This is a genomic window from Nonomuraea sp. NPDC001699, assembly GCF_053596455.1.
Map to the genome: position 1 here is coordinate 14278 of NZ_JBSFGF010000018.1, position 23123 is coordinate 37400.

Genomic DNA, 23123 nt, shown 5'->3' on the forward strand with positions numbered 1-23123 from the left:
CCCGAACGAGGAGGCGCAATGCGTCCCCTGTCCAGGCTCTCCCTGGCAGCCCTGATGTTGGCCATGGTTGGCGGGACCGCCTTACCCGCGGCCGGTTCCGGCGTGGCGACCGTGTATCCCGAAGTCGAAACCCCCTCCCTCTACGACGACGCGGCCGGCGGCGACGCCAACGGCGACGACCCCGCGATCTGGGTGGACCCGTCCGACTCCGAGGACAGCGTGGTGATCGCCACCGCCAAGAAGGGCGGCCTCTACGTCTACGACCTCGACGGGCAGCAACTTCAGCACCTGCCGGCGCCCGCCGCCCCAGGGCCGGACGACGAGGCGGGCCGCTTCAACAACGTCGACGTCACCTACGGCTTCGGCGGCAGGGACCTGGCGATCGTCTCCGACCGCGGCCGGGACACACTGCGCATCTACTCCATCTCGCACGGCCACCTCACCGACGTGACCGACCCGGCCGCGCCGTTCGTGTTCAACGCGACGCAGCAGCAGGTCAACGACGCGGAGACGGCCTACGGCCTGGCTGCCTGGAAGGACTCCACCGGCACGTACGCGCTGGTCAGCCGCCGCCACAAGACCTCGGTCGGCCTGGTCAAGCTGCTCGCCAAGCCGGGCGGCAAGATCGGCTACCAGCTCGTCAGGACGCTGACCCTGCCCAACTCCTTCACCCTGCCGAACGGCCAGACCTGGTCCCCCTGCCTTGAGCCGGACGAGCAGGCACAGGTCGAGGGCATGGTCGTGGACCAGGAGCGGGACGTGCTCTACGCCGCCCAGGAGGACGTCGGCATCTGGCGGGTGCGCGCCGACCTCACCGGCACGCCCGTCCTGGTGGACAAGGTCCGCGAGTACGGCGTCCCCGGCACGTACGACCCCGCGACCGAGGAGTGCACCCCCGGCGCCGACCCCGGCTACGGCGGCAAGCACCTCACCGCGGACGCCGAGGGCCTGACCATCTACTACCGCGAGGACGGCAAGGGCTATCTGCTGGCCTCCAGCCAGGGTGACAACACCTTCGCCGTCTACCGCAGGGAGGGCTCCAACTCCTACCTCGGCCAGTTCCGCATCGGCGAGGCGAACGGCATCGACGGCTCGGAGGTGAGCGACGGCTCGACCGTGCTCAACGTGCCGCTGGGCGAGTTCGACGAGGGCCTGTTCATCGCCCACGACGGCGTGAACACGCCGGCCACGGCGGACCGGGAGAACACCAACTTCAAGTTCGCCGACTGGGGCGACATCGCCGACGGGCTCGACCTGGACGTCGACACCGACGGCTGGGACCCGCGCGACTGATCCAGGCCGCTCAGCGGTCCCGCGAACCGGGGCGCCGTCCGACAGGGCGGCGCCCTTTCGCCGGTTCGGGCGTCCCTGCGTTGATTTGGGCATTGCCGAGCCGGGCGGAGAGAATGGGCTTCGCGTGCGGAGGAGGAGCGTGACCGAGAGTCAGTCGCTGGACAGCCTCGCCCGCCGCCTGGAAGAGGTGGTCGGCGAGCTGCGCGGCATCCCCGTGGACGTCGAGCGGCTGGAGGACGCCGAGCTCGTCCGCCGGCACATCCTGCGCGCCACCCGCTCGGCGGCCGAGCTGCGGGCCATGCACCCGGTGGGCTCGCCCGAGCAGGGACGCGACGAGCAGCGCAGCAGGCGTACCGTGCTCGACGCCCTGGGGCACGGGCTGGCGATGCGCACGATCGTCCATTCGAGCATGCTGGACGATCCGCGCAAGGCCGCCCGGATCAAGGAGCTGCACGCCGCCGGGGACCTGCACCGGGTCATCGACGAGCCGATCCAGCAGCTCCTCATCTTCGACCGCTCGGTGGCGTTCGTCCGGATCACCCCGATCGCTCACACGCCGGGCGCGCTGATGATCAGGCAGCAGGGGCTGATCGCGGCTCTCATCGACCTGTTCGAGCTGTCGTGGGCGCGGGCCAGGGAGGTCAGCGAGCCGGCGTACCAGCTGTCGCCCCGGGAGCGGGAGGTGCTCGCGCTGATCGCCGAGGGCCGTTCCAACAGCGCCGTGGCCCGTGCCCTGTCGATCACGGAGGCGGCCGTCGGGAAGCACGTGGCCTCCGTGTTCACCAAGCTCGACCTGCCCGCGACCGAGGACGACAACCGCCGGGTGCTGGCCGTGCTGGCCTACCTGCGCGGCGTGGCGCGCTAGGGCCACCTCGCACCACGCGGCTACGGGGTAGGGACAGGGCTACCCCGTACTCGGTCCAGCCCCCGCGCGGGCGGATCGCGGCGGGCGCTTCGATGGACGTCATGCAGAGAATGACTGGATTGCTGGTCGGCGCGGTGTTCGGCGCGGTGTTCGTCGTCGTCAACGCGCACGACCCCCTCGGCCCCGTGACCGCGAACCTCCTGCGGGGCGCCGCGTGCCTGGCGGCGGCGGCCGTGCTCGCGATGTGGTTCCGCGCCGCGCGCGCGGGACGTCCCGCCCCGTCCGGACGGCGGGGCATGTTCGGGCCCGGCTACCTGGCCGTGGTCGTGGTCGAGGCGGTCCTGCTGTTCGGCGGGCTGCGGGTGCTGGCCGCGCTCGGACGTCCCGAGGAGGGGAACGTGGCGTGGGTGGCGTTCGTGGTGGGCGCGCACTTCGTCGCGCTGGCGCCGATCTGGAAGGACTGGAGCATCGCCGTGCCGGGCGTGGCGCTCACGGTGCTCGGCGTCGGCGGTCTCGTCCTGGCCGGTACGCCCGCGCTGGCGTGGGTGCCCATCGTCAGCGGGGTGCTGTCCGGCGTCGTGCTCCTGGCCGGCAGCCTCACCCTCGGCCTGCGCGGGACGGCACGAGTGGCGGCCTGACCGTCCGGCGGGCGCGCCTCCTCCCCTGGCACAGACCCTCTGATACTCTCTGTGCTGAATTGATTACTTTCTGTCGCTAGGGGAGCTAGTGTGAAGGTCGCCTGCGTCGGCGGTGGACCCGCCAATCTGTACTTCTCGATCCTGATGAAGACGGTCGACCCGTCCCACGAGATCACCGTCCATGAGCGCAACCCGGCCGGGGCGACCTACGGCTGGGGCGTGACCTACTGGGACGACCTGCTCAAGAACCTGCGTGCCGCCGACCCCGAGTCCGCGGACGTCATCCGCGAGAACTCGATCCGCTGGGACAGCTGGGCCACCCACATCCAGGACCGCGCGACGGTGACGCTGACGGAGTCGGACGAGGGCTTCGGCATCTGCCGTCACCGCCTGCTCGACATCCTCGCCGACCGCGCCCGCTCCCTCGGCGTGCACATCGAGTACGGCCGCGAGATCGCAAGCCAAGATGAACTGGACGCCGACCTGGTCGTGGCCGGCGACGGCATCAACAGCGCCCTGCGCGAGCCGCACGCCGACCACTTCGGCACCGAGGTCGCGGTCGGCCGCAACCACTACATCTGGCTCGGCACCACGAAGGTCTTCGACGCCTTCACCTTCGCCTTCGTCGAGACCCCGCACGGCTGGATCTGGTGCTACGGCTACGTCTTCAGCGAGGACCACAGCACGTGCGTCGTCGAGTGCTCCCCCGAGACCTGGAAGGGGCTCGGCCTCGACCAGGCCGCCGAGGCCGACGGCCTGGCGCTGCTGGAGAAGCTCTTCGCCGACATCCTCGACGGCCATCCGCTGATCGGCCGGGCCCACACCGACGGCAGCGCGTACTGGCTGAACTTCCGCACGCTGACCAACCGCACGTGGTACCGCGACAACCTCGTCCTGATCGGGGACGCCGCGCACACCACCCACTACTCCATCGGCGCGGGCACCGCCCTGGCCTTCGGGGACGCCGCCTTCCTGGTCAACGCGCTGAACCAGGAGCCGGAGCTGGACGCCGCGCTGGCCCGCTACGACCGCGAACGCCGTGCGGCGATCCGCCCGCACCAGAAGTCGGCCCGCCTCAGCGCCCAGTGGTACGAGAACCTGCCGCGTTACATCGACCTCCCGCCGGTCGAGTTCATCGCGCTGCTCGGCCAGCGGCACTCCCGGGTGCTGCCGCACCTGCCGCCCCGGCTGTACGTCCGGCTCGACCGCGTCCTCAGCTGGTTCGGCGGGGGCGGGTTCGACAGGAGCGACCAGGGAGCGCCGCCCGAGTGAGGATCAGGGGAAGTCCTTCGGGTTCACGGGGCTCGTGCGCGCGTTGCCGCCCCTGATCGGGTTGAGGGTCAGGGTCCAGATGGTGTACTGCGTGGAGGTCGTGCGGAAGCGCAGCCGGTCGTTGAACTTCTGGTAGCTCGCGGCCCTGGTGAAGCGGCCCTTCGAGGTGCTGAACCGGTAGCCGGTCGTGAAGTAGATGCGGTACGTGCCGTCCCTGACGTCCCGGATGCGGGCCGTGGATCTGGCGCGCACGTAGATGCTGACGGCCTTGGTCCGGCCCTTGACGATGGTGACGACGCCATCCTTCGACGTGCCGTTCTTGATCTTGAGTGTGCCGCGGCCGCCGCTGAGGCGGTCGTAGATGATCCGGCCGTTGGCCGGGCGGGAGGCCGCGGCGGCCTGGACGGCGGAGGTGGCCTGGACCGCGGAGGCGGTCCGGAGGCCAGCCGTGGTGGCGCCGGCCGGGGTGGTGGTCAGCAGCGTGCCGGTCAACGCGACGGCCGCCACGACCCCTGCGCGTAACGGGGTCGCTTCGAGAAGTCTCTTCACCATGGTCTTCTCCTTGGGGGGACATGGTCAGACTGATCGCGTACCCGTGTATATCAGGACAGAAAGCTTCTACGCTCGTAGACTTTAAGGCGTCCGTTCATCTCCGAGAGGCGGCACGATGAGCCACGTCCCCGTCCCCTATGACCCTGAGCTGGCGGAAGGTCTCGCGGCGTTCCTGACGGCGGTCGAGAGCGTGCCGCTGCGCGCGGACACCATCCTGCGCAACCGCGAGATCTTCGCCGGGCTCATCCCGCCCATGGAGGAGATCGTCGCCGGCCGTCCCGTCGAGTGGTGGGACGTGGACGTGCCCGGCCCCGAGGGCGCCCCCGACGTCACCCTCACGGTCGTCCGTCCCAAGGGCGGGCCCGCGCCCGGCGCGGCGGCCGTGTACGAGATCCACGGCGGCGGCATGATCCTCGGCAGCCGGTTCTTCGGCATCGAGAGCCTGATCCAGGCGGCCCTGGAGCACGGCATGGTCGGCGTGACGGTCGAGTACCGGCTGGCCCCCGAGAACCCGGCGCCGGCGGCGGCCGAGGACTGTTACGCGGGCTTCGTCTGGACCGCCGCGCACGCCCGGGAGCTGGGGTTCGACCCGGGCCGCCTGGTCGTGTCCGGCTTCAGCGCGGGCGGCGGGCTCACCGCGTCGGTCGGCATCATGGCCCGCGATCGGAACGGCCCGTCCGCCGCCGGCCTCTACGTCGGCGCGCCCATGATCGACGACCGGAACTCGACCGTGTCGAGCCTCCAGTACGACGGCATCGGCGCCTGGGACCGCAACAACAACGACACCGCCTGGACCGCCCTGCTCGGCGAACGGCGCGGCACCCCGGACGTGCTGCCGCACGAGGTCCCGGCGCGGGCGTCCGACCTGTCGGGGCTGCCGCCGGTCTTCATCGAGGTCGGGGCGGCCGAGGTGTTCCGCGACGAGGCGGTCGAGTTCGCCGGCCGCATCTGGGCGACCGGCGGCCAGGCGGAACTGCACGTGTGGGCGGGCGGCCACCACGGCTTCACGGGCACACCGGGCGCGCGCGTCTCCCGCGCCGCCCTGGAGACCAAGCACTCCTGGTTCCAGCGAACCCTGAATCTCTGACCCCACCGCGGCGGCCCCCGTCGGGCCGTGCCGCCGGGGGCCGGAGCCGGGAGGACGGGGTTCAGAGGGTGAGGGTGCGCCGGAGCCAGGACAGGCGGGTGGCGAGGGCGGCGCGGGTGATCTCGTGGTCCGGTGCGAAGATGTCGAAGCCGTGGAAGGCGCCGCTCCAGATGTGCAGCTCGGCCTGGCCGCCCGCGGCCCAGATCCGCGACGCGTACGCCACGTCCTCGTCGCGGAACAGCTCGGCGGCCCCCGCCTCGACGAACGCGGGCGGCAGCCCCGACAGGTCGGCGGCCCGCGCCGGGGCCGCGTAGCAGGAGACGTCGGCGTCCGGGTCGCCGGCCCGTTCGCCGAGCAGGGCCCGCCAGCCCAGCAGGTTCAGGGCGCGCGGCCAGGTGCCGAGGCCGTCGTACTGGTGGCTGGAGACGGTGGTGTTGAGGTCGTCCAGCATCGGGCACAGCAGGAGCTGCCCGGCCAGGCGCGGGCCGCCGCGGTCGCGGGCCAGCAGGGCGACGCCGGCGGCCAGGCCGCCTCCGGCGCTGCCGCCCATGACGACGACGCGTCCGGGGTCCACGCCGAGTTCGGCGGCGTGCTCCGACATCCAGGCCAGCCCGGCGTAGCAGTCCTCGACCGGCGCCGGGTGGGGATGCTCGGGGGCCAGGCGGTATTCGACGTTGACGGCGACGACGCCCAGTGCCTCGACGAGCGCGACCAGGCGCGGGAAGTCCATGGCCCGATGGCCGGTGATCATGCCGCCGCCGTGGATGTTGAACAGCCCGGGTACCGGGGCCGCCGGGCGGCGCGGGCGCAGCACGGTGACCTCCAGGTCGGGCGCGCCGGCCGGGCCGGGGACGAACCGCTCCTCGGCGTCGATCTCCCGGTCGCCGATCACCTCGGCGACGGACGGCATGGGCATGGCCGCGCCGGCCGCGCGCATGAGGGGGATGGTCTCCAGGGTCGGGGCGGGGCCGTCGGGCCGGGGCATGCCGTCCAGGACCGCGGCCAGCGCCGGCTCGAAGGGGACGGGGGTGGGGGGCATGGTTCTCCTGGTCACTGCGGGGCTGCGAAGGCGAGGGCCCGTGCCGGGTTCTCGACCATGATCATGTGGATGGCCTGGGCACTGACGCCGAGGCGGCGCAGGGCGGGCAGGAAGTGGCGCGGGATGTAGTCGTAGCCCTTGCCGCCGTACCTCTTGAGCTGGATCTTCTGGCAGACGTCGTGGCCGAGCACGATCTGCCGTGCGTAGCCCCGTTCGACCAGGTCGGCGATGCCGCGCAGGACCTTGTGGTCGCTGCCCAGGACGAGGTGGCCCCACGGGCTGCCGGGCGCGGCCAGGAAGTCGAACTCGACGAACACGCCCCGGGCGAGCAGGCGTTCGGCGAACTCGGGGCCGGACAGGACGTCCACGCAGTGGCCCAGGACGACGTTGCCGGGGGCGACGCCCTCCTCCTGGAGGATGTCGAGCACCCGGAACTTCTCCTCGCCGACGCCACCGAAGTGGAAGGTGACCGGCGCGCCGGTGACGCGGGAGGCCCGTCCGGCGGCGCGTACGCTCTTGAGCTCGCCGTCCGTCAGCGGCGCCGACTCCGCGCCGACCTCGCCGATGATGCCCGCGCGGACGCCGGTGCCGTCGGCCCCCAGCACGACGTCGCGCACGATGACGTCGGCCAGCTCGTCCACGGTGCGCCCGGCCAGGTCGGCCGGATGGAACGTCGGGGTGTACCAGCCGCCGCCCATGACGATGTGCAGCCCGCTGGCCCGCGACAGCCGCAGCAGCGCCTCCGGGTCCCGGCCGAGGCCGATGGGCGAGACCTCGACCATGGTGCGCCCGCCGCTGTGGGCGAAGGCGAGGGTCTCGGCGAGCATCTCGTCGAAGTCGCCCAGCAGGTCGTTGTCGGCGTTCGGGCCGCCGTGGCGGACGCGCGCGAGGGTGTCCAGGGTGAGCGGCTCGGCCGCCGCGGGCGCGTCCTCGCCGGGGCGGCGGGACCGGGCGGGCCTGCGCAGGTCGACGAAGATGTGCTCGTGCATGGACGTCTGCCCGAGCAGCGCCGGATCCACCGGGCCGGCGACGGTGAGCGCCTGTCCGGCCAGGTTCGGGATGGGGAAGGGGTAGCGGCTCACGTGCCCGCCTCCTCGGTGCTGAGCGCGAGCAGCCGCCTCGGGTTGCGCACGGTGACGGTCTCGATCAGCTCGTCGTCCGCGCCGAGCATCCGCAGGTACGGGACGAACTGCCGCAGCACGAACGCGTAACCGCCGCCGCCGTAGGCGAGGAGCTGCGACTTGGCGCGTACGTCGTGCGAGAGCAGGAGGCGTCCGGCGTGGCCGCGGCGGGCGAGTTCGAGCACGGCCGCGGCGACGTCCTGGTCGTCGGAGACGCTGAGCGCGGTGGGCAGCCTGCCGAGCTGGTCGAACTGCACGAAGACGCCGCGTTCGAGCAGCGGTTCGAGCTCGTCGGGACGCGGGGAGAGCGCGTCGCAGTGCCCGACGGCCACCCGCGCGAGGTCCGCGCCCTCCTCGGCGAGCAGGTCGAGGACGCGCTGCTGGACGGCGGGGTCGTCATCGCGGGCGAGCGAGACGGCGGCGCCGGTGGCCGCCGACGCGCGGGCCGCCGCGACCAGCAGCGCGCGCTCGGCGGGCACGCCGGGGTCGAGCGCGGCCAGCTCGCCGATGACCCCGGCGCGCACGCCGTCCACGCCCTCGGTGAGGTCGCGGACCAGCTCCTCGGTCAGTTGCTCGGCGGCGTCCCCGCCGGTGGGGAGGCCGGTCCGCGCGGGGTGGTGCCGGCCGCAGCCCATGACGACGGTCAGGCCGGTCGCCTCGGCGAGCCGGCGCAGCCCGGCCGGGTCGCGGCCGAGCCCGTCGGCCGTGAGGTCCACCACCGTGCCGCCGCCGGCCTCGCGGAAGGCGGCGAGCTCGGCGGCGGCCAGGCCCGCGTCGCCGAGCAGCAGGTCGTCCCGGTTGACGGCGCCCATGCCGACCTCGCCCAGCAGGTCCATCGTGAGCGGCGCGCGGTAGAACCGCAGCGTGCTCGCCGCCGTCGGACGGACGCGGCCGGCACGGGCCCAGGCTTCGGGCGTGTCGTCGGTCGGGGCGAAGTCGCTCAGCAGGTGCTCGTGCGGAAGGACCGCGCCCAGCGAGGCCGCTGGGACCTCGCCGGTGACGGCCACGACCGTGGCATCGGTGGTGGACACACGAGCAATATAGCCCCAGAACGTCTACAAGTGTAGATAAAAGCGTCAGGCGACTCCGTCCACCATCCGGGGGACGCCGAGCGGGTTGGCCTCGCGCAGTTCCGGCGGCAGGAGGGGGTCAGGGGTGTCCTGGAAGCACACCGGGCGCAGCCAGCGCTCGATCGCGGTGCCGCCGACCGAGGTCGAGGTGCTGGTCGAGGCCGGGTACGGCCCGCCGTGCTGCATCGCGGGCGCGACCGACACGCCTGTGGGCCAGCCGTCCACGACGACCCGTCCGGCCAGCCCGGCGAGCCTGGCCACCAGGCCGGCCGCCGCGCCCTCGCGCTCGTCGGCCCCCAGGTGCACGGTCGCCGTGAGGTTGCCGGGCAGCGCGTCGAGCACCGCGTCCCGCTCGGCCTCCGAGCCGTACCTGGCCACGACGGTGACCGGTCCGAAGCACTCCTCCAGCAGTTCGGCGTACGCGTCCCCGTCCGCGAGCCGTCGCGCCGCCACGGTCAGCACGCCCGGCCGGACGGCGAGCGGCGCGGCGTCGTCCTCGCCCGCGGGCAGCGCCTGCGTGACCCCGGGCAGCAGGGCGCGGGAGCGCACGCCGTCCAGGAAGGCCGCCCGCATGCGCGGGTCGAGCAGCGGTCCGGCGGGGACCGCGGCCGTGACGACGGCGTCGAGCACCGCGTCGCCCGCCGGGCCCGCGGGCAGCAGGACCAGGCCCGGCTTGACGCAGAACTGGCCGAGCCCCTGGGTGTAGGAGGCGGCCAGGCCCGCGCCGATCTCGGCCGCCCTGGTCCCGGCGGCCCGCTCGGTCACCACGACCGGGTTGAGACTGCCCAGCTCCCCGTGGAACGGGATCGGCCGGGGACGGGCGGCGGCCAGGTCGTGCAGCGCCCGCCCGCCGCGTACCGAGCCGGTGAAGCCGACGGCGGCGGTCAGCGGGTGCCGGACCAGCTCCGGACCCGCCTCGAAGCCGTGGACCAGGCCCACGACGCCGGCCGGCAGCCCGGCCTTCTCCGCGGCGGCGCGCAGCGCGCGGGCGGTCAGGACGCTGGTCGCCGGATGGTCCGGATGCGCCTTGACGACGACCGGGCAGCCGGCGGCCAGCGCGCTGGCGGTGTCGCCGCCCGGCACGCTGAAGGCCAGCGGGAAGTTGCTCGCCGCGAACACCGCGACCACGCCCAGCGGCACCTTGTAACGCCGCAGGTCGGGACGGGGGGCCGGGCGGGCGGCCGGGTCGGCGTGGTCGATGATCACGTCCAGGAAGGCGCCCGACTCGGCCACGTCGGCGAAGGCGCGCAGCTGGTAGCAGGTGCGGGCCAGCTCGCCGGTGAGCCGTACCCGGCCGAGCGCCGTCTCGGCGTCGGCGGTCGCGATGATCTCCTCGCCGCCCTCCTCCAGCAGCGCGGCGGCGGTACGCAGCAACTCGGCGCGTACGGACCGGTCGGCCAGCGCCGGGGCGGCGGCGGCAGCGGCGCGTACGGCGCGGTCCACGTCCTGCGGCGTGGACTCCGCCGCGACGCGCCCGCGGGACTCCCCGGTACGCGGATCGACGCTCAGCACGTCACTCACGGTCTTGTCCTCTTTCGTCTTCGTCGGGAGTTTCGTCGGCGAGGGCGGCCAGCTCGCCCAGCGGCACCGGGGCCGCCAGGCTCCGGGTGGACAGCGGGCGCAGGTCGGCCGCCGTGCTCTCGCGGCGGCTCAGGCAGGCCGCGACGCCGGCGGTGGCGAACCCGCACACCCGTCCCTGGCACCAGCCCATGCCCGGCCTGGCCAGCATCTTCAGGGTGCGCGGGTCGTCGGCCCCCAGGTCGTCGTGGGCACGGCGAAGATCGCCGTAGGAGACCTCCTCGCAGCGGCAGACCAGCGTCCCGTCCCGCAGCCAGGTCGTCCAGGCGCGCGGCACGGGGTAGGTCCGGTGCATGGCCGCGGCGAAGCGCCGTCCGCGGGCGATCGACCGGCGCAGGCGGCCCATCAGCGCCGGGTCGGCGCGGCGGCCCAGCGTACGGGCCAGGACCAGGGCGCTCAGCCGGCCCTCCTGCCGGGCCAGGACGGCGCCGCCGACGCCGGTCGCCTCGCCGGCGACGTACAGGCCGGGGACGCCGGTGCGCTGGAAGGCGTCCACGATGACGACGAGCGAGCCGTCGACGTCCTTCCTGGTGTCCGCGCCGAGCATGAGCGGCAGTTCGAGCGAGGGCGTGAAGCCCCAGCCGAGCGCGACGAGGTCGACGGGGACCTCGCTGACCGGCCCGGCCGGGCGGCCGTCGCTCCCGACCCCGCTGAGCCGGACCGCCTCGACCCGGTCTTCCCCCAGAATCTCGGTGACCACGGTCCTGGTGCGGTACGGGACGCGGTGGCGGGCCAGCAGCGCGGCGTACTGGAGCGCCTCCAGCCCCTTGGCGGGCACCGACGCGGCGCCCCGGAGGTCGCGCAGCCAGCCCAGCGTGGCGTTGGCCTCGGCGACGGCCGCCACCCGCGCCCCGGCGGCGGCCAGGCCGGTGGCGACCGGCAGCAGGAACGGCCCGGTCCCGGCGACCACCGCGCGGCGGCCCGCCAGGGTGCGCTGCCCCTTGAGCAGAGCCTGCACTCCTCCGGCGGCCATCACGCCGGGCAGGTCCCAGCCGGGGACGGGCAGTTGCCTGTCGTAGCCGCCGGGGCACAGGATCAGCGCGCGGGCGGTCACCGTCGTGCCGGCGGCCCCCTCCTCGGGGACGGTCGGCGTCGTGCGCAGCGTGAACGTGCCCTCGCCGTCGCGGGTGGCCAGCCAGACCTGGTGGCCGGGCAGGTAGCGGACCCGTCCGGCGGCGGTCAGGGCGCGCAGGCGGTCGCGGAGCCGGGTGAAGACCGGCCAGCCGTGGTGTCCGGCGGCGTCGCCGGGGCGGGCGTGGCGTTCGTCGTAGTGCCGCCAGAACTGGCCGCCGGGCTGGCCGGCGGCGTCCACGAGGGCCACCCCGAGCCCGGCCTCGGCGGCCTCGACGGCGGCGGCCAGCCCGGCCGGCCCCGCGCCGACCACGGCGACGTCGTACGGCTCACGCACGATGCCCTCCCGACTCGCCGTCTTCCTCGGCGGAGGTGTCGTCGCCGAGGCGCATGCCGTCGCGCGCCGGGACCAGGCAGGCGCGCAGGTCGGGGACGCCGTCGACGGTGATGAGGCAGTCGAAGCAGATGCCGATGCCACAGAACAGGCCGCGCGGCCGGCCCGCCCCGCGGGTGGTGCGCCAGTCGAGGATGCCGGCCGCGACCAGGGCGGCCCCCACGCTCTGTCCGGGCTCGGCGGGGACGCTCTCGCCGCGGAAGGTCAGCTGGTGGGTCATCGGGGCGCCTCCTCGGTCGCGGAAGACCCGGTCCCGGAGCCGCCGGTCGGGGGCGCCCCGCCGCCGGGGGCCTCGGTGTCAGGGGCCTCCGCGTCATGGGCCTCCGCGTCGGGGAAACGGTCGGGGGCGAACGGGGTGAGGTCGAGGTCAGGGGTGCGGCCGGTGAGGGCCTGGGCGATGAGCTTGCCGGTGCCCGCCGACAACCCGATGCCCGCGCCCTCGTGCCCGCAGGCGTGCCACAGTCCGGGTGCGCGCGGGTCGGGCCCGATCACCGGCAGATGGTCCGGACAGTACGGCCGGAACCCCAGGTACGTGCGCATGGCGCGGACGTCCCGCAACATCGGGAACAGCGCGATCGCCTTGGCCGCCAGCGCCCCGGCCGCCGCCGGGGAGAACGTGCGGTCGAAGCCGACGCGCTCCCGGGAGGCGCCGATGAGGATCGTGCCGCTGCCGGTGCCCTCCACGACGGGCGAGGTCTGCAGGGCGGCGTCGGAGCTGGCCACGTCCCCGACGTACTCGGCGGCGTAGACCTTGTGGCGGATCGTCCGGGGCGGCATCGGCTGGGTGACCAGCACGAACCCGCGCCGGGGCAGCACGGGCACGTCCACCCCGGCCAGGGCGGCGAGGTCGCCGGCCCACGTGCCGGTCGCGTTGAGCACCGCCCCGGCGGGCAGGTCGCCGGACGTGGTACGCACGCCGGTCACGCGGCTCCCGTCGCGCAGGAACCCGGTGACGCCGGTACGGGTACGCACCTCGGCGCCGTGCGCGCGGGCCAGGCGCAGCAGGTGGGCGACCACCAGCATGGGCTGGACCTGGGCGTCCTGAGGGTAGAAGGCGGCACCGGCGAGGCCGGGCGCGAGGTGCGGCTCGTAGTCGCGCAGCTCCTGCGCGGCCACGTCGCGCACCTCGACGCCGTGGCGGCGCTGGTGCTCGCCCAGCTCACGCAGCGACGCGAGGCCGGCCCCGGACGAAGCGACGACCAGGCCGCCCTTGGCCTCGAACTCCCACAGCCCGGCGTGCTCGGCCAGGTCCTCGCGCCACACCCGCTGGGAGTGGAGCGCGAGGTCGAGCTCGGGACCGGCCTCCTTGTCGGACACCAGTAGGTTGCCCTCACCCGCGCTGGAGGTGCCGCCGGCGATGGCACCGCGCTCGACGACCACCACCCGCAGCCCGGCCAGCGCGGCGAAGTAGGCACTGGCCGCGCCCACCACGCCCGCGCCGACCACGACCAGGTCGGCGCTCACGGGGTGCCCTTCGCGCCGCCCGCCCGGCCGGGCCGGCTCACAGCAGGAACCCCGCCGGGAACGGGTCGGTCGGGTCGAGATGGAACTGCGAGGTGCCGGTGACCCAGGCGCGGCCGGTGATCGAGGGCAGCACGGCGGGCAGCGGGCCGACCGTGGTCTCGCCGAGCAGCCGCCCGGTGAAGCGGGTCCCGATGAACGACTCGTTGACGAAGTCGTCCCCGAGGGCCAGCTCGCCCCGGGCGTGGAACTGGGCCATGCGGGCGCTGGTGCCGGTGCCGCACGGCGAGCGGTCGAACCAGCCGGGGTGGATGGCCATGGCGTGCCTGGACAGCTGCGCCGTCGAGCCGGGGGCGGCCAGGTAGACGTGGTGGCAGCCGTTGATGTCGGGACGTTCGGGGTGGACCGGGCGGTCGTGCTCGTTCACGGCGTCCATGATCGCGAGCCCGGCGGTCAGCAGGTCGCCGGCGCGGGCCCGGTCGAAGGGCAGGCCCAGGTCGGCCAGCTCGACGAAGGCATAGAAGTTCCCGCCGAAGGCCAGGTCGTAGGCGATCTCCCCGAAGCCGGGCACCTCGACCTTGCGGTCCAGCGCGTACGCGAAGGAGGGCACGTTCTGGATGGTCACCGAGGTCGCCGCGCCGTCCTCGACCGCCACGGACGCCACCACGAGCCCGGCGGGCGTGTCGAGCCGGATCGTGGTGACCGGCTCGACCACGGGCACCATCCCGGTCTCCACCAGGACGGTCGCCACCCCGATCGTGCCGTGGCCGCACATCGGCAGCAGCCCGGAGACCTCGATGAACAGCACGCCGTAGTCGGCGTCCGGCCGGGTCGGCGGCTGGAGGATCGCCCCGCTCATGGCGGCGTGGCCGCGCGGTTCGTACATCAGCAGCGTGCGGACGTCGTCGCTGTTCTCCATGAACCACAGCCGGCGCTCGGCCATGGTCGCCCCCGGGATCGTGCCGACGCCGCCGACGATCACGCGGGTGGGCATGCCCTCGGTGTGGGAGTCGACGGCGTGGAAGGTGCGGCGTGATCTCACTTGTAGCCCTTTTCCAGGACGGTCTCGGTGTCGGCGGTGATGCGGGCGACCAGTTCGGGCGCGAGCGGCAGACGCGGCGGACGGCAGGCGCCGCCCTTGCGCCCGGCCAGGTCCATGGACAGCTTGATCGACTGCACGAACTCGGGCTTGGAGTCCCAGCGCAGCAGCGGGTGCAGGTCGCGGTAGACGCGCAGCGCCTCGGGCAGGTCGGCGGGGTCGCCCGAGGTGGCCAGCCGGTACAGGCGGGTCGTGGACTCCGGGATCATGTTCGGGTAACCGGCGATCCAGCCGACGGCCCCGGCGAGGCCCAGCTCCAGCAGCACGTCGTCGGCCCCGATGAGCAGGTCCAGGTCCGGCGCCAGCTCGGCGATCTCGTACGCCCTGCGCACGTCCCCGGTGAACTCCTTGACGCCGACGACCAGGCCCTCGTGGAACAGCTCGGCCAGCAGGGCGGGGGTCAGGTCCACCTTGGTGTCGAACGGGTTGTTGTAGGCCACGACCGGCAGCCCGGCCTTGGCGACCTCCCGGTAGTGGGCGACGACGGCCTCGCGCGGGGCCCGGTAGGCGTTCGGCGGCAGCAGCAGCACGGACGTGGCCCCGGCCTCGGCCGCCTGCTCGGCCCAGCGGCGGGCCTCCATGGCGCCGTATGCGGCCACGCCCGGCATGACGCCGAACCCGGCCGGCGCGGCCTGGACGGCGGTCTCGACGACGCGGGTCCGCTCCTCCGGCGTGAGCGTCTGGTACTCGCCCAGCGAACCGTTGGGCGTCACACCGTCACAGCCGCCCGCGGCCAGGAACCGAACGTGTTCGGCGAACCCGTCGTAGTCCACGGAGAGGTCGTCGTGGAAGGGCAGGGCCGTCGCGACGTGGATGCCGCGCCACGGTGTGGCGGAGGTGGTCATGCTGAGGTCTCCTCACTGGGGATTTTCGAGATTATGCGGTGTGATGTCACGGTGATGTCACAGCGGCTACCTACCCGGCGGCCATCCATTTCTCCAGGCCGTCGGCGTCCAGGGGCAGCGCGGCCGACAGCACGTCGGCGCCCTGTTCGGTGACCAGCAGGTCGTCCTCGATCCGGACGCCGATCCCGCGCAGCTCCGGCGGGACGGTGAGGTCGTGCGCGTGGAAGTACAGGCCGGGCTCGACGGTGAGCGCCATGCCGGGGGCCATGACGGCGTCCTGGTAGGACTCCTGGCTCGCCCGGCCGCAGTCGTGCACGTCCAGGCCCAGGTGGTGGCCGACGCCGCAGACCAGGTAGCGGCGGTGGTGCTGCCCGGCGTCGGACAGCGCCTCGTCCACCGAGACCGGCAGCAGGCCCCAGTCGGCCAGGCCGTGCGCGACGACCTCCATGGCGGCGTGGTGGAAGTCGCTGAAGCGGCGGCCGGGGGCGACCGCGGCGAACGCGGCCCGGTGGGCCCGTTCGACCAGGTCGTGCACCTGCCGCTGGGCCGGGGTGTAGCGGCCGGAGACGGGGAAGGTGCGGGTGACGTCGGCGGTGTAGCAGCTCTCCGCCTCGACGCCGAGGTCGAGCAGCAGCAGTTCGCCGGGGACCACGGGGCCGTCGCAGCGCACCCAGTGCAGCGTGGGCGCGTGCGGGCCGCCGCCGACGATGGAGGGGTAGCCGGGGCCGTTGCCGTACGCGCGGGCGTACCGGTCGAAGGTGCCCTGGAGCCACCGCTCGCCGCGCCCGGCGACGGCGGCGGGGATCTCGCGGACGACGGCGGCGAACCCCTCGACGGTGCGGTCCACCGCCTCGCGGAGCTGCCCGACCTCCCAGTCGTCCTTGTACATGCGCAGCTCGGCGAGGACCCGGCGGGCATCCTGGTCCTCGGTGACCTCCATGGTCAGCTCGGCCAGCGGCCGGACCCGGACACCCAGCGCCTTCGCCCAGTCCTCCGGGCCCGGCGCGGCGCCCACCCACAGCTCGCCGTACCTGGAGTCGGCGAAGAACGCCAGATCGCCGGGAACGGCGGGCGGCGGCAGGTAGAGGGTGGCCTCGGCGCCCTCCAGCACGACGACGGCGTTCTCGATCTGGCAGCCGGTCAGCCAGACGAAGTCGCTGGCGGCGCGGAAGTCGTAGGCCATGTCGTTGCTGCGGATCGGGGCCTGCCCCGCGGCCAGCACGACGGTCCGGCCGGGCAGCGCCTCGGCGAGCCTGGCCCGGTGGACGGCGGCGGCCTCGGCCGCGCCGGGCACGACGGGCGGTGTGCGGTCGGGGGTGCCCCAGCCGCTGTTCATGTACGCGGTGAAAGCGGGGATCTCGGACAGCCTCGGGGGCCTGCCGTCACGCACCGATGACTCTCCTTCCATAGGGCTCAGTAATGTGTGGCATTGCACTGAACACTAGGACGACGGAAAGCCGCCGCCAAGAGGTGACCGGAAAAATCCGCATTCTGTGACAAACGCTCGGCTACTCTTCGGGGGCCACGCGATCAACGAACACCGCTACCAACGCACACAGAGCCCCGCGGCGGGACAAGCGCGGCGGGACGAGAGACGGGAAGAACGATGACCTCTTGGATCCTCATCGTCGCCGGCGTGCTGCTGGCCCTGGTCGGCGGGCTGTGGGCCCTCCAGGGGCTGGGCGTGGTGGGCGGCAGCGTGATGACCGGCGACGCCACCTGGGCGGTGATCGGGCCGCTGGTGCTCCTGGTGGGCGTCGCCGTCGTGGTGATCGGCCTGCGCCTGCGGCGTTCGCCGTCCCGCTGAACGTGGCGGGCGACCCGCTCACGGACAGAGCCGAGGGCGATGCGGGCCGTGCGCTCGCGGGGGGGCAGGTCGCGGATGACCTGCGACAAATAGCCTAGAATCCGACAGATGTCCCCCGCCCCCACCCGGCTGGCCTGGTTGGACGCCCTGCGGGGGCCGGCCGCGCTGGCCGTCACCGCGCACCACGCCGGCTGGTCCTTCGTCCCCGCCGTGTGGGCGGTCGTGGACCGCAGGATCGACCTCGGCACGTGGGGCGTGTTCGTGTTCTTCCTGGTCAGCGGCTACATCATCCCGGCCTCCCTGGAACGGCGCGGCGACCTGCGCGCCTTCTGGACCGGCCGGGCCTTCCGCCTCCTGCCGCTGCTGCTGGCCGCCCTCGGCCTGGCCTTCCTGCTCGGCCTCGCGGGCCTGCTCCCCCTCGACCCCCGCCTCGGCGAACGTCCCGCGCCTCTGGTCGCGCTCGGCAACCTGACGATGTTGCAGGAGCTGCTCAACCTGCCGCCCGTCATCGGCGTGACCTGGACGCTCTCGTACGAGATGGCGTTCTACCTGATCAGCGTGGGGCTGTTCGCGACCGGTCAGGCCCACAGGTCGGCGGGGATCGCCGTGTCCCTGGCGGCGCTGGCCGTGCCGGCGGGGCTGCTGCTGCCGGGCGCGTCGATCAACGGCGGGGCCGACCTGGTCGCCGCGCTGCTCGCCCTCGCGGTCGTCGCGGCGATCGCGGTCACCGTCCTCGGGCGCGGCCGGGCCCGTACGGCGGCCGCCGTGGCGGGCGGGCTGCTCGGGCTGGCGCTGGTGGTCCTGGGCAGCCGGGCGGGCACCTGGCAGGGCGTGATCATCCTGGCCGCGATGTTCGCCGGGACCGCCGTGCACCGCGCCGAGCAGGGCACGATCTCCTGGCGGACCGCCGGTCTGGCCGCGCTGGCGGTGCTGGCCTGCGGGATACCCGCCAAGGACGACCCGGGCTGGGCGCCCGCGCTCGTGCTCGCCTTCGCCGTGTTCGGGCTGGGGCTGGCGTTGCGCCACAGGGCGTTCCCGCGGGTGCTGACCCGGCTCGGCGTGATCAGCTTCTCCGTCTACCTGCTGCATCCCCTGCTGCTGCGCCTGCTGCCGAACCTGCCGCTCTACTACGTGGTCCTGATCCCGCTGTGCCTGGTGACGTACCACGTGGTCGAGGCCCCGGCGCAGCGGCTCGGCCGCCGGTTGATCGCGTCGCGCACCCCCCTCCCAGAAGTGGGGACCGACGCCGCGGGCGGGCACCCCCCAGCCCCCGCCCGCGCGTCCGGTGCCGCGAGCGGGTCCCGCTCGCGGAGGTGGCCGCCGTCGTCAGGCGACCACGAGTGACTGCGCCCTGAACTCCCTTCCGGCCACGATCTCGGAGACGAACCCGTCGGGTCCGACGGGACGGTCGCCGATCAGCGTGACCCGGTGCAGCGTGCGCGGCACGTCGAGGTGGTCGAGGTCGGACGGGGCGAGATGGGCGGTGGCCCGGTTGTCCCAGAAGGCGACGCTGCCGGGACGCCAGCGGAACCGCACGGTGTACTCGGGCCGGGTGAGCTGCTCGTACAGCAGGTCGAGGATGCGGCGGCTCTCCACGGCCGACAGGCCCACGATGTGGTCGGTGAAGCCGGGGTTGACGAACAGCGCCCGCTCACCGGTCTCCGGATGCACCCGCACCACCGGGTGCACGGAGATCAGCAGGTTGTCGTTGATCCGCTTGACCAGCTTGCCGTCCTCGTCGGCGGACTGGTAGCCGGCCAGGAAGCGGTGCTCGGCGCGCAGGCCGTCCACCAGGGCGCGCAGCGGCGCGGACAGGCCCTCGTAGGCGGCGACCAGGTTCGTCCACTGGGTGTCGCCGCCGAACTCCGGCACGGTCTCGGCCCGCAGGATCGAGGCGGCGGGCGGGTTGACGGCGGCGGTGACGTCGGTGTGCCAGCCGGAGAAGTAGGAGTAGCGCCGCCGCTGGTAGAGCTCGCGGTAGTTGACGCCGTAACGCTTCTCGTACCGGCGGGGGTCGATGGTGAGGATCTGCGGGAACTCCTCGGGCGGCGCGTCCTCGTGCGGGTGGGCGTGGGTCAGCTCGCCGAACTGGCGGGCGAAGGTGATCTGCGCGGCGTGGTCGAGCTCCTGCCCGTGGAAGAACACGACCTTGTACGCGAGCAGGGCCTGCCGGATCTCCTCGACCACGGACGGGTCGAGCGGGTGGGCCAGGTTGACGCCGCTGATCTCGGCGCCGATGTGCCCGGCGACGCGCCGGACGGTGAGAACGCTGGTGGTCGACATGGTCGGGCCACTCCTCTGAGCTTCGGGGAAGGTCTGGGGGAAGGACGCTCGGGCGTCCGAGGAGAGCGGGGACCCGGAGGTCACCGCATGGCACAGAGCGCGCTCGCCTGCCGCCGGAGGTCGACGTGGAGGCGGGCCACCAGAAGGCTCTTCACGCCTTTGATCCTGCGCGAAATTTCCCACAAAAGCAATAGGTAATACATGAAAGGCGGCTCAGCTCCGGCCGGGGCCGCCGTCCGTCATCGTGATCCGGCCCGAGTACGCCGACGTGCCGTCCGGGTTGAGCTGGAGGATCGGGATCTCCTTGGTCTGGCGGGCGCCGCCTTCGACGATCCTGATCGGGCCGCTGGCGCCCTCCACCGCCACCGTGCCGCTGGTCAGCATGTTCGCCATGTCCTGTGGCGAGGGCACGTCCGGCTCCCGGGCGAACGCCTTGACCGTCTCCAGGGCCACGAACATGGCGTCGTGGTGCATGATGGCCATGCCGTCGCCCAGGCTCTCGTGCGGGAACACGCGCGGGAAGGCGTCGGGGTCGTCGCCGGCGAACCTGGCCCTGATCGCCGTGAGCACCTCGCCGCCGGGCAGGGTGAGGCCCGCCGGGTGGGCCAGGGCCGTGTAGAAGAGCCGGATCCTGGTGTCCCCCCACATGTTCAGGTCGGCCTTGCGGTTCATCTCGCTGGCGTCGTCGCCGGTGATCACGGTCATGCCGGGCCGGACGCACCGGTCGCGCTGGCTGAGCGCCTGCATCAGCGCGGGAAGCTGCTCGCTGCGCCCGGCGTACAGGACGGTGTTCGCGCCGGAGTTGCAGACCCGCTCGGCGATGACGTCGAGCACGGTGCCGGAGAACCGGGTCGAGGAGTCGAACGACAGCTCCATCACGCGTTCCCGGCCGGCCAGCGAGCCGGTGTAGAACCGGGCGAGGGTCTTGACGTAGCTGTCGACCGGGTTGAGGTCCTTGATCACGACCGCCTTGAGCCCGGGGTTCACCTTCCTGGCGTGCACCACCCCGGCCCGGGCCTGCTCGCTGTTCAGCGCCGCGACGCGGGCCAGCCCGCGGACCCCGGCGAGCTCGTCGGAGGTGATCACCGCCGAGACCATCGCGTACCCGCTGCCGCTCAGGCTCTCCACCGTCCTGCGGGTCGTGCCGGTGCTGGCGCCCAGCCCGGTCACGGCCACGATGTGCTCGTCCGCGGTCCGGGCCTTGATCGCCTCGACCGTCGGCTCCCAGTCGTCCGGCCCGTCGCTGCCGACCAGCACCCGCACGTACGGCGGCGAGGACGGCTGCCGGTTGCGCCACACCTGCGCCAGGTGGATGCCCTCCAGGCCGTGCCTGATGCTCTCCCTGTTCAGGCCGATGTCGGTGAGGGAGCCGGTCATCGGGAACATCGCCACGACGGTGACGTACGCGCCCGGGTGGTTCTTCTCCACCTCGGCGTTCTCCGCGGCGATGCGGTCCATGACCGGAGCCAGGTCGGGGCCGAAGGCGCCGCTCTCGTCGGTGAGCCTCGACGTCCTGACGGAGAACCCGAGGACGACGACGACCGCCACGACGAGCACGCCCGCCAGAGCTCTTCGCAGGAAGACACGGTTGCGACGGTCCCGCGCCCACTTCGCGCCGACCTCCGCGGGGGCCGGCTCGCCCGTCCCGGCCCTGCCGGGGTCGTCACCGTCGTCGCTCATACCTGTCGGCCTCCCGTAACAAGATCGCCGGACTGGTGGCGGACCTCCTGGCCAGGTCCCGCAACCCGCGCGCGACCTGCTCGGCCCGGCTCCCCGACGGGTCGAGCAGCGGGTCGAGCAAGAACCAGCGGTCCACGACCAGGGTCCTGACCACGACGAGCCAGTCCCCGCGCTCGCGCGGGCCGGCGGTCGCCACCAGGGAGTCGTACAGCTCGTCCAGAGGGGTGACCAGCGGCAGCCGGTTGGGGGCCGTGGTCACCTCGTTGAAGCCGGCGAGCCATTCCGGCAGGCGGCTCCGGCCGTCCTCGCGCACGTCGAGCCGGTCGAAGAGGCGGTGCAGGTGCCCGGCCACGTGGGTCAGGTGGCCTTCGGGGTCGTCCCGGCCGACGAGGGCCAGGCGGTGGTGCAGGCTGCGCGTGTTCTCCTCGCCTCCGGGGCCGAGGTGGAACCGTTCCAGGTCGCGGTGCACGTCGTCCCAGCGGCCGGTGACGGCCAGCCGGTGCAGCAGCAGCCGCCGCAGCCACGGGTGGATGACGGTGACCTGGGGGCCGCGCGTCCCCTCGTAGCGGCCGTGCGGGTCCCGTTCCTCCGGACGGCGGGCGAGCCAGAGCAGGTCGGCCAGCTCGTTGCGCAGGTTCGGCGCCCGGCCGGCCCGCTTGAGCAGGGCGCTCTCGGCGTCGTCCACGTTCCTGGCCGCCGCCCAGTCGGTGAGCTCGTCCAAGTGGGCCAGGTGCAGCCAGTCCGGCCAGCGCAGCAGGTCCTCCCGGCACACGACGGCGCGGAAGGCGTCGTCGTCCTGGGCCGTGGCGGCCAGCCTGCCCAGGCGCCGGGTCACCGCCGGATGGCCGCCGGTCAGCTCCTGGACGGCCGAGGCGTAGGCGCGCGACCTGTCGGCCGGCAGCGGCGGCATCAGCACCGGGTACCACCACGGCTGCTCCCGCGCGTCGTAGCCGTCCCGCCAGTCCCGGTAGCCCGCCTCGGCGAGCGTGGGCGGGTAGGCGGCGCCCGGGACGACCGTGCCGGGACGCGCCCACGAGCCGCCCATCGGCAGCCACTGCTTCGACTCCGCCACCACCAGCAGCGGGTCGGCGCCCTTGGCCGGGCCGAGCGCCTTGAGCAGGGCCCGGCCCGCCGCGGTCTCGGCCCCCTCCAGCAGCAGCAGGCAGCTCCGGGCATGGCGGTGGCTCTTGGACCAGGAGTCGGTGAGGTCGGCGACGAGGGCCCGGCACAGGATCGACCCGGCGGACCCGGCCGGGTCTCCGGCGTGGCCGTCCCGGCGCCTGGCCAGGTCGATCACGTTGCCGTTGGCCATCTGGGCGGCCAGCCACGTCCTGCCCTTGCCGTTGAGCAGCCTGACCACGCGGCGGCGCTGGCCCCGGGCGGCGTACTGGAGCACCGAGGTGAGCACGGAGGTGAGCACGCCCAGCGGCTCGGCCCCCGGGATGCGGCCGAGCAGGTCGCGCAGCAGGGCCAGGGCGTCGGACAGGCGTTCGGGGTCGCCGCCGTCCACGAGGTCGTCCAGTTCGCCGGTCAGCTCGTTGTCGGAACGGTCCCGCGGGTCCAGGGCGAGCACGTGCAGCGCGAAGACCACCCGGGGCAGCCTGACGCTGGAGGTCTCCATCAGGTCGTGGGCGATGCGCTCGACGGTCTTGACCACCGGCGCGTCGCGCAGCCCCGGCAGCCGGAAGTCCACCCGCACCCGGGGGGACTCCGGCCTGGTGACGCTCTTCCAGACGCGGGTCAGGCACACCTCACGGTCGGTGCCGTCCGGCCCGAGCAGCACGATGACCGGGAGCCGGTCGCCGCTCCCGAGCGGGAGGCATTCCTTCGTCACCAGGCGAAGGTGAGCGTCGTCGAACGAATCCGCCATTGGCGCAACCTGCCGGGTCGTCGTCAGCTGGTGCGTACCCGAATGAGCATCGCCCCGCGGACGCTCCTTTCCATCATAGAAACGACGCGGAGAAATCC

Annotated in this window: 22 protein-coding genes; 7 read left to right on the forward strand and 15 right to left on the reverse strand. The window is 73.5% G+C overall.

The features are described 5' to 3' along the window. Window positions 1-18: 18 nt before the first annotated feature. The 4 genes from ACWCSU_RS37825 to ACWCSU_RS37840 all read left to right on the forward strand — a co-directional run bounded on the left by ACWCSU_RS37825 (window position 19) and on the right by ACWCSU_RS37840 (window position 4068). Complete coding sequence (locus ACWCSU_RS37825) at window positions 19-1293, forward strand: phytase (protein ID WP_357707995.1); 1275 nt, start codon at window positions 19-21, stop codon at window positions 1291-1293. Window positions 1294-1432: 139 nt separating this feature from the next. After that, complete coding sequence (locus tag ACWCSU_RS37830) at window positions 1433-2158, forward strand: LuxR C-terminal-related transcriptional regulator (RefSeq protein ID WP_449941626.1); 726 nt, start codon at window positions 1433-1435, stop codon at window positions 2156-2158. A gap of 110 nt (window positions 2159-2268) precedes the next feature. Continuing rightward, entirely contained in the window at window positions 2269-2796 is a 528-nt protein-coding gene (locus tag ACWCSU_RS37835; protein WP_357707992.1) for a hypothetical protein, read from the forward strand. A 90-nt stretch (window positions 2797-2886) separates the two neighbouring features. Next, window positions 2887-4068: an FAD-dependent monooxygenase gene (locus tag ACWCSU_RS37840; protein WP_357707991.1), complete on the forward strand. Its 1182-nt coding sequence runs from the start codon at window positions 2887-2889 to the stop codon at window positions 4066-4068. Window positions 4069-4071: 3 nt separating this feature from the next. Here ACWCSU_RS37840 and ACWCSU_RS37845 read toward each other — a convergent pair whose 3' ends face one another. Beyond that, window positions 4072-4620, reverse strand: coding sequence for a hypothetical protein (locus ACWCSU_RS37845; protein ID WP_449941629.1), 549 nt, complete (start codon window positions 4618-4620; stop codon window positions 4072-4074). Window positions 4621-4735: 115 nt separating this feature from the next. On the opposite strand from ACWCSU_RS37845, the gene ACWCSU_RS37850 reads away from it, so the two are divergent. Further along, window positions 4736-5707 (forward strand): alpha/beta hydrolase, encoded by a 972-nt coding sequence (locus ACWCSU_RS37850; RefSeq protein ID WP_449941631.1) that lies wholly within the window; start codon window positions 4736-4738, stop codon window positions 5705-5707. A gap of 61 nt (window positions 5708-5768) precedes the next feature. Here the strand turns inward: ACWCSU_RS37850 and ACWCSU_RS37855 are convergent, their stop codons facing one another. The 10 genes from ACWCSU_RS37855 to ACWCSU_RS37900 all read right to left on the reverse strand — a co-directional run bounded on the left by ACWCSU_RS37855 (window position 5769) and on the right by ACWCSU_RS37900 (window position 16775). Continuing rightward, window positions 5769-6746 (reverse strand): alpha/beta hydrolase, encoded by a 978-nt coding sequence (locus ACWCSU_RS37855; RefSeq protein ID WP_357707987.1) that lies wholly within the window; start codon window positions 6744-6746, stop codon window positions 5769-5771. A gap of 11 nt (window positions 6747-6757) precedes the next feature. Beyond that, window positions 6758-7828 carry a phosphotriesterase family protein gene (locus ACWCSU_RS37860; protein ID WP_449941633.1) on the reverse strand — a complete coding sequence of 357 codons (1071 nt, stop codon included), beginning with the start codon at window positions 7826-7828 and terminating at the stop codon, window positions 6758-6760. Next, on the reverse strand, window positions 7825-8898 hold the full coding sequence (locus tag ACWCSU_RS37865) for a phosphotriesterase family protein (protein ID WP_449941635.1): 1074 nt from the start codon (window positions 8896-8898) through the stop codon (window positions 7825-7827). The genes ACWCSU_RS37860 and ACWCSU_RS37865 overlap by 4 nt, the downstream gene beginning before the upstream one ends. Before the next feature lie 45 nt (window positions 8899-8943). Continuing rightward, window positions 8944-10458 carry an aldehyde dehydrogenase (NADP(+)) gene (locus ACWCSU_RS37870; RefSeq protein ID WP_449941636.1) on the reverse strand — a complete coding sequence of 505 codons (1515 nt, stop codon included), beginning with the start codon at window positions 10456-10458 and terminating at the stop codon, window positions 8944-8946. Beyond that, the gene (locus ACWCSU_RS37875) at window positions 10451-11923 is read right to left on the reverse strand and encodes an FAD/NAD(P)-dependent oxidoreductase (RefSeq protein WP_449941638.1); all 1473 of its coding nucleotides are present in this window, start codon (window positions 11921-11923) and stop codon (window positions 10451-10453) included. The genes ACWCSU_RS37870 and ACWCSU_RS37875 overlap by 8 nt, the downstream gene beginning before the upstream one ends. Next, on the reverse strand, window positions 11916-12200 hold the full coding sequence (locus tag ACWCSU_RS37880) for a (2Fe-2S)-binding protein (RefSeq protein WP_449941640.1): 285 nt from the start codon (window positions 12198-12200) through the stop codon (window positions 11916-11918). The genes ACWCSU_RS37875 and ACWCSU_RS37880 overlap by 8 nt, the downstream gene beginning before the upstream one ends. Continuing rightward, window positions 12197-13444: an NAD(P)/FAD-dependent oxidoreductase gene (locus ACWCSU_RS37885; protein WP_449941642.1), complete on the reverse strand. Its 1248-nt coding sequence runs from the start codon at window positions 13442-13444 to the stop codon at window positions 12197-12199. Before ACWCSU_RS37885 ends, ACWCSU_RS37880 begins: the two co-directional genes overlap by 4 nt. A gap of 37 nt (window positions 13445-13481) precedes the next feature. After that, window positions 13482-14483, reverse strand: a complete 1002-nt coding sequence (locus ACWCSU_RS37890; RefSeq protein ID WP_357707978.1) for a proline racemase family protein — start codon at window positions 14481-14483, stop codon at window positions 13482-13484. Further along, on the reverse strand, window positions 14480-15385 hold the full coding sequence (locus ACWCSU_RS37895) for a dihydrodipicolinate synthase family protein (RefSeq protein ID WP_357707977.1): 906 nt from the start codon (window positions 15383-15385) through the stop codon (window positions 14480-14482). The genes ACWCSU_RS37890 and ACWCSU_RS37895 overlap by 4 nt, the downstream gene beginning before the upstream one ends. A 70-nt stretch (window positions 15386-15455) precedes the next feature. After that, window positions 15456-16775 (reverse strand): aminopeptidase P family protein, encoded by a 1320-nt coding sequence (locus ACWCSU_RS37900; protein WP_449941645.1) that lies wholly within the window; start codon window positions 16773-16775, stop codon window positions 15456-15458. A gap of 216 nt (window positions 16776-16991) precedes the next feature. Here ACWCSU_RS37900 and ACWCSU_RS37905 point away from each other — a divergent pair, with 216 nt between their 5' ends. Together ACWCSU_RS37905 and ACWCSU_RS37910 are read left to right on the forward strand one after the other, a co-directional pair. Then, entirely contained in the window at window positions 16992-17192 is a 201-nt protein-coding gene (locus ACWCSU_RS37905; RefSeq protein ID WP_357707974.1) for a hypothetical protein, read from the forward strand. Between the two features lie 108 nt (window positions 17193-17300). After that, entirely contained in the window at window positions 17301-18536 is a 1236-nt protein-coding gene (locus ACWCSU_RS37910) for an acyltransferase family protein (RefSeq protein WP_449941647.1), read from the forward strand. Here the strand turns inward: ACWCSU_RS37910 and ACWCSU_RS37915 are convergent. The 4 genes from ACWCSU_RS37915 to ACWCSU_RS37930 form a co-directional block, all read right to left on the reverse strand. Continuing rightward, window positions 18519-19475, reverse strand: a complete 957-nt coding sequence (locus ACWCSU_RS37915) for a TauD/TfdA dioxygenase family protein (RefSeq protein WP_357707971.1) — start codon at window positions 19473-19475, stop codon at window positions 18519-18521. The genes ACWCSU_RS37910 and ACWCSU_RS37915 overlap by 18 nt on opposite strands. Window positions 19476-19555: 80 nt before the next feature. Further along, window positions 19556-19678, reverse strand: a complete 123-nt coding sequence (locus tag ACWCSU_RS37920; RefSeq protein ID WP_357707970.1) for a putative leader peptide — start codon at window positions 19676-19678, stop codon at window positions 19556-19558. A gap of 10 nt (window positions 19679-19688) precedes the next feature. Continuing rightward, window positions 19689-21155, reverse strand: a complete 1467-nt coding sequence (locus ACWCSU_RS37925) for an ABC transporter substrate-binding protein (protein ID WP_449941649.1) — start codon at window positions 21153-21155, stop codon at window positions 19689-19691. Then, entirely contained in the window at window positions 21139-22989 is a 1851-nt protein-coding gene (locus tag ACWCSU_RS37930) for a hypothetical protein (protein WP_449941651.1), read from the reverse strand. The genes ACWCSU_RS37925 and ACWCSU_RS37930 overlap by 17 nt, the downstream gene beginning before the upstream one ends. Between the last annotated feature and the right edge of the window lie 134 nt (window positions 22990-23123).

Bases quoted from the DNA above. Each gene is read 5' to 3' on its own strand.
- ACWCSU_RS37825 (WP_357707995.1), top strand. From the start codon at position 19: ATGCGTCCCCTGTCCAGGCTCTCCCTGGCAGCCCTGATGTTGGCCATG.
- ACWCSU_RS37835 (WP_357707992.1), top strand. From the start codon at position 2,269: ATGACTGGATTGCTGGTCGGCGCGGTGTTCGGCGCGGTGTTCGTCGTC.
- ACWCSU_RS37845 (WP_449941629.1), bottom strand. From the start codon at position 4,620: ATGGTGAAGAGACTTCTCGAAGCGACCCCGTTACGCGCAGGGGTCGTG.
- ACWCSU_RS37850 (WP_449941631.1), top strand. From the start codon at position 4,736: ATGAGCCACGTCCCCGTCCCCTATGACCCTGAGCTGGCGGAAGGTCTC.
- ACWCSU_RS37855 (WP_357707987.1), bottom strand. From the start codon at position 6,746: ATGCCCCCCACCCCCGTCCCCTTCGAGCCGGCGCTGGCCGCGGTCCTG.
- ACWCSU_RS37880 (WP_449941640.1), bottom strand. From the start codon at position 12,200: ATGACCCACCAGCTGACCTTCCGCGGCGAGAGCGTCCCCGCCGAGCCC.
- ACWCSU_RS37895 (WP_357707977.1), bottom strand. From the start codon at position 15,385: ATGACCACCTCCGCCACACCGTGGCGCGGCATCCACGTCGCGACGGCC.
- ACWCSU_RS37905 (WP_357707974.1), top strand. From the start codon at position 16,992: ATGACCTCTTGGATCCTCATCGTCGCCGGCGTGCTGCTGGCCCTGGTC.
- ACWCSU_RS37910 (WP_449941647.1), top strand. From the start codon at position 17,301: ATGTCCCCCGCCCCCACCCGGCTGGCCTGGTTGGACGCCCTGCGGGGG.
- ACWCSU_RS37915 (WP_357707971.1), bottom strand. From the start codon at position 19,475: ATGTCGACCACCAGCGTTCTCACCGTCCGGCGCGTCGCCGGGCACATC.
- ACWCSU_RS37920 (WP_357707970.1), bottom strand. From the start codon at position 19,678: ATGTATTACCTATTGCTTTTGTGGGAAATTTCGCGCAGGATCAAAGGC.
- ACWCSU_RS37925 (WP_449941649.1), bottom strand. From the start codon at position 21,155: ATGAGCGACGACGGTGACGACCCCGGCAGGGCCGGGACGGGCGAGCCG.